General features: G+C 43.6%; 4 protein-coding genes. All 4 read left to right on the plus strand.

What is annotated here, in order from left to right; genetic code table 11:
* The first annotated feature begins 735 nt into the window (after positions 1-735).
* The 4 genes from F9K33_16335 to F9K33_16350 all read left to right on the plus strand — a co-directional run bounded on the left by F9K33_16335 (position 736) and on the right by F9K33_16350 (position 3,378).
* Positions 736-1,239 (plus strand): hypothetical protein, encoded by a 504-nt coding sequence (locus F9K33_16335; protein KAB2877477.1) that lies wholly within the window; start codon positions 736-738, stop codon positions 1,237-1,239.
* Positions 1,240-1,451: 212 nt separating this feature from the next.
* Positions 1,452-2,036 carry a hypothetical protein gene (locus F9K33_16340; GenBank protein ID KAB2877478.1) on the plus strand — a complete coding sequence of 195 codons (585 nt, stop codon included), beginning with the start codon at positions 1,452-1,454 and terminating at the stop codon, positions 2,034-2,036.
* A 230-nt stretch (positions 2,037-2,266) separates the two neighbouring features.
* On the plus strand, positions 2,267-2,749 hold the full coding sequence (locus F9K33_16345) for a hypothetical protein (GenBank protein ID KAB2877479.1): 483 nt from the start codon (positions 2,267-2,269) through the stop codon (positions 2,747-2,749).
* Positions 2,750-2,979: 230 nt separating this feature from the next.
* Complete coding sequence (locus F9K33_16350) at positions 2,980-3,378, plus strand: hypothetical protein (GenBank protein ID KAB2877480.1); 399 nt, start codon at positions 2,980-2,982, stop codon at positions 3,376-3,378.
* Positions 3,379-4,224: the final 846 nt, after the last annotated feature.

Here is a 4,224-nt window from a genome sequence, read left to right on the forward strand (position 1 = left end):
CCTTTTGATTTGACGATAGAGAGATTGTGGGCGTCGCTTCGCCGATAGCTCGCACACTTTAGAGATTGTTCTTAATTAAATTTTATTTTTTGTGTGCGAGCTACCGCAGGTAGCCGCCGAGCGTTATCCGACAGATCGCTAAACAAGTACTACAGCGTGAACTTATGATTCGACCCATTATTCTCAACATATCTGGTATTGCCATGATCCTGTTGTTTGCGTCAGGTATCACCGACCTTATGCAGCGCGGGTTTCTATCCATTTTCTTTATTAAGTTCTTCATGATCACATGTTTGTTGCAATTTCTATTTTGGGGTGCAAACTCGAAATCGTTCTTGCTGCTCTGTTTCGCAATCACGGTATTTGTTTTCGCTTCAGTCGTGCTGATTCACGTAATCATTTATAAGCCACATCCGGTTTTCTACTTACTGGAAACTGTTTGCATTGTAACACTACCGATGCAATTTTATGTTAAAAGGGATATTCTGTATAGTCAGAAATAGTCAACGCGATCCGTCGGATAACAAGCGGCTTACACGTCCGCTTCCGCGCCAGCGAAAGCGTGAGTACTTAGATAGTTAGTTTAAACGAACGCTGGCGCGTTCGCACATGGCGCTCTTTGATAGATTAAGTTTTGGTGGTAAAGTTAGTTAGTCTACCACCTTTTCGGCGGATGATTCGCGCCATGTCGTGTAGCCGCCGAGCGTTATACGAGATTTTGCCGACAAGGTAACTATGAAGTACTTTTTTATCGTTTGCTTCACCTTTTTCATAGAGCAGTGTAATCAGGATTATTATTCTGCTTTGGAAAAAGGCGATTTCGCCGGGAATGCATTCGCCACCCTTAACTATGAGGTAATTGCAAACTGTACATATCCTAAATGGATTGAACATAGCGGTGGACGAAGCAAGTTCATAGACGAGTTAAAACAGGAATTTCACCGTTTTGAGAGTACTAATTCCGTCATTAGTGGATTCACTTTTGACAATACTGTCTCTGAACCTATCAGGAATGGATCGCTACGCATTTACGTCCTCCCGTTGAAACTTAAAACCGTTACGGCAGGAGTGATATTTAATGAAAATTATTATCTTATTGCAATTTCGGAAGATGGTAAAAACTGGAGCTTTGTACACACACGTAGATCGAATGAAAACGAAAGTAAGGTCCAGGACATTCTTACCATGTTTCCTGCCTTAAATGGTAAAATCGAGTGGATTTTTTATACAACCCGTTAGTGTCGGCAAAAACCTCGTATAACATGCGGCTTACACGTGCCGCTTCGCGAGCGCTTTTTGATGTCCCCACAGGCTACATTATTGTGGCGCTCGCTTCGCCAGTAGCTCGCTCACGGTTTGAGAATGTTCTTAATTAACTGTAATTTTCCTCGCGTGCGAGCTACTGCGTGTAGCCGCCGAGCGTTATCCGAGAGTGTGGCTCGAATAGACCTATGATAAAAGTATCGTTAAATAAGAAAGACGCATCTCGACTCATTGGATATATCAAGGATGTCTCTGGCCGCACACATTACGGGGGCGGGCAGATTGAAACACCTATTGAGCAACAACTTATCCGCTTAATTGATAAATCGGGTGAGTCTCTTGAACTTTCCTTGCATCGTTTCATATTACTATCAGAATTTGTTTTTGAGGCAACAAGTGAAGGTGCGGGACTTTTGCCCGGTGACCGTTTATTAGTTGAAAAACTATATTCAGCTCTTGAGACTCACTACAAAGATTTGAGTGATAACGATAATCTTTCTGAAATTGAACAACTACTGAGAATTTATAAAATTGTGTTTTTGCATGAGCCTGTTGACACAATTGAACCGATGGTCGAAAGAAATAAGGCCGTCGAGATGCATCGCACCGAGGCAGAGCAAGCTAAAAAGCTCGATGAAAAACTCCAAAGGATATCAAAGAGAATTGCTTCCGGAGAAGTAAGTCGGAGTATTCATGTTCAATCAAAATCTATGAACGAAAAGGAACTTTTGAGGGAGATTATTCGCAAAACTAAAGGGCGAGGTATTTTTTAACGCCACACCCTCGGATAACATGCGGCTTACACGTGCCGCTTCGCGAGCGCTTTTTGATGTCCCCACAGGCTACATTATTGTGGCGCTCGCTTCGCCAGTAGCTCGCTCACGGTTTGAGTATGTTCTTAATTAACTTTAATTTTCCTCGCGTGCGAGCTACTGCGTGTAGCCGCGCCGCGTTATCTGACAGTCGGCGTTGAACAGGTATATGTAATTTGGAGGATTGACTAATGCTCTCATCGCTCGAAAATATAAACCAAGGACGAACATTACTTATTTGTGCAGGAGTCATAAGTTCCTTATTTGCAGCTCTGCATATTATCGTCATTTTCATTGGTGCACCGGCTTATCGCTACTTCGGAGCTGGGGAAGAGATGGCAATTCTGGATCAAAACGGGTCTCTCATCCCTGCTCTTGTAACTCTTGCCGTTGCTTTCATACTGACGATCTTCGCTGTTTATGCTTTTTCCGGAGCTTCATTAATCAGAAAAATACCTTTCCTGCGTACAGGTCTGTTGATCATTACGGCTATCTATTTGCTTAGAGGAATTGGTGTAGTCGCCGATGCGGCGATGTTAGTGCAACATTCTAATTATCCGATTCGTGCATTGATTTTTTCATTGACTTCGCTATTGACTGGTTTACTATATTTACTTGGATTGAAGATGTGCTGGAATAATTTAAGAACCTCTGTGAGCGATGAGAGCAAGTAGTTGTTTCTTGATTGAAAGTGTGGACTAACGCCGACCGTCAGATAACATGCGGCTTACACGTGCCGCTTCGCGACGCCTTTTGATTTGACGATAGAGAGATTGTGGGCGTCGCTCGCCAGTAGCTCGCTCACGGTTTGAGTATGTTCTTAATTAACTATAATTTCCTCGCGTGCGAGCTACTGCGTGTAGCCGCCGAGCGTTATCCGATATGCGGACAAAAGGATAGTACCATGATTAAAACAATATTTTATCTTATTACGGTTTCCATATGTTTGATCGCTTTATCTGGATGTGATAAACCAGATAGTAGCAAATATGCATTCCGTGCTTATGATGAATCACAACAACTTCTAGCTTCTGGGAAATTTCATTTGCATTTTAACGATGGTAATGTTACAGGCACCTTTAATGTACAACCAGACACTTATTTTCAGCCCTTTTCTTCGGGTGAGCTTCGCGGATCGTATACGGATTCAACTTTTTGGGTTGCCTGTCCGTGGGGAATATCTGATTCTGGTGTTTTCTTACAAGGCTTGTTTGAAGGCACTACAATCATCGGAACCGTTAATCAGGTGCATTTTTGGGGTACGGATGTAATTGGTAACTTTACCTTGAAACCTGCTGATTAAAATGGATTTTGGAGCCCGCACATCGGATAACATGCGGCTTACACGTGCCGCTTCCGCGCCAGCGGAAGCGTGAGCACTTAGATACTTAGTTTACACGAACGCTGGCGCGTTCGCACATGGCGCTCTTTGAGATATTAGTTTTGGTGGTAAGGATAGTTAGCTACCACCTATTCGGTGGCCACTTCGCGCCATGTCGTGTAGCCGCCGAGCGTTATCCGCCATGACCAGAATATACGAGGCTTTACGCTTTCAGAGTTTGATAGTAAATGTTCTTTGATCATACTTTTGTTCTTGTTGCTCGACCGCTTTAAGCCAGCGAGCGCTTCGCTACTCGCTTTCGTCTTTTGACACGCTTTGTGTCTGATCTTGTTTTGCTCTTGCGATCAGTGCTCGTGCTTATAAAAAAACATAAGATTGAGTTGACGCACTTCGCACTCATCGCTTGCGGTTCTGTATTACTATATTGGCGGTCGAGCCTTGGTTCTGACAGCGTAAGCGGATAAAGTATTCGTTCTTTGATTTCGTTTTGTATTTTCACGTAAGAGATTTGAGCAAACGGGTCACGGCGGATAACAAGCGGCTTCCCTGTTCGCTTCGCGCCGCCTTTGATCAGATGATAGAGAGATTGTGGGCGTCGCTTCGCCGATAGCTCGCACACTTTAGAGATTGTTCTTAATTAAATTTTATTTTTTGTGTGCGAGCTACCGCAGGTAGCCGCCGAGCGTTATCTGACATCACCGCCATCTTAGCATGGAAGGGTTAGACTATGTTACTAGACAATGACAAGATTGATGATACTGTGCTCGCTCTTCTTCACCTTACGAGCTTTGAAGATCATGGTGTCAC

The sequence above is a fragment of the bacterium genome (assembly GCA_008933615.1).
Lineage (GTDB): Bacteria > CLD3 > CLD3 > SB21 > SB21 > SB21.

Excerpts from the sequence above, each read along its gene's own strand:
- F9K33_16335 (KAB2877477.1), top strand. The coding sequence starts at position 736 with ATGAAGTACTTTTTTATCGTTTGCTTCACCTTTTTCATAGAGCAGTGT.
- F9K33_16340 (KAB2877478.1), top strand. The coding sequence starts at position 1,452 with ATGATAAAAGTATCGTTAAATAAGAAAGACGCATCTCGACTCATTGGA.
- F9K33_16345 (KAB2877479.1), top strand. The coding sequence starts at position 2,267 with ATGCTCTCATCGCTCGAAAATATAAACCAAGGACGAACATTACTTATT.
- F9K33_16350 (KAB2877480.1), top strand. The coding sequence starts at position 2,980 with ATGATTAAAACAATATTTTATCTTATTACGGTTTCCATATGTTTGATC.